This is a genomic window from Oleiphilus sp. HI0117 (genome assembly GCF_001635235.1).
In genome coordinates this window covers 1-757 of the sequence record NZ_LWGA01001059.1, presented here as the reverse complement: position 1 = coordinate 757, position 757 = coordinate 1, and the positions used below count along the sequence as shown (strand labels likewise).

At 46.0% G+C, this 757-nt stretch carries 1 protein-coding gene; it reads right to left on the bottom strand.

Translation table 11 applies throughout. The annotated features are described in order from the left end of the window. Positions 1–5: 5 nt before the first annotated feature. Positions 6–757: DNA polymerase III subunit delta (holA, locus tag A3757_RS18980; RefSeq protein ID WP_068740092.1), on the bottom strand; the 752-nt coding region annotated here is incomplete at its 5' end.

Below are 757 nucleotides of genomic sequence, written 5' to 3'. Positions count from 1 at the left end.
TGGCTTTATCCCTTAGCAATTGCCAAGGTAATATCAGTCAACACGTCCCAAGGGGAAATGCCCTTTTCGACACCTTTGATCAGGTCATCGACTTTCTTACACTGATCTAAAAGGCCCAATAGCTTTTGAGGGCTGTGCTTTTGTGCGGCGGCAGACAGACCTGCCTGGCGTTTTTGAATGATACGATGTTGTTTGAATAATGCCGGCAATGGCTGACCTTTGCTCAGGGCATGAGACAAATTCAGTAGTAAGCGAATCTCTTTACTTAAAGCCCACAAGACAAAGGTGACTTCTACGCCTTCAAGGCGAAGGTGGGAGATGATTTTTGCGCTTTGCTTGGCCTTTCCGGTCAAACAGGCGTCGGTAAGGTTAAAGACATCGTAGCGAGAAGCATCTGAAACACTTTCCAACACATCTTCAGTAGAAATTTCGACACTGCTGTCAGGGTGAAGAAGCTTAAGCTTCTCAAGCTCCTGTTGTGCAGCGAGTAAGTTGCCTTCTAATCTATCAGACAAAAGTGAAACGGCGTCACGAGCTAAGTTCAAGCCCATTTTATTGGCTCGTTGAGCTATCCAACGCGGCATCTCGTGTAGATTGATTGGCCATATTTGAATGATGGCACCAGTCTGATCAAGTCGGCTACACCACTTGCTTTTAAGTGTGGAAGCATCGAGTTTATCGGCGCAGATCAGTAAAATCTTATCTTCTGGCAAATTATCGCAATATTGTTGAAAGGCTTTTGCACCGGGGGTACCGG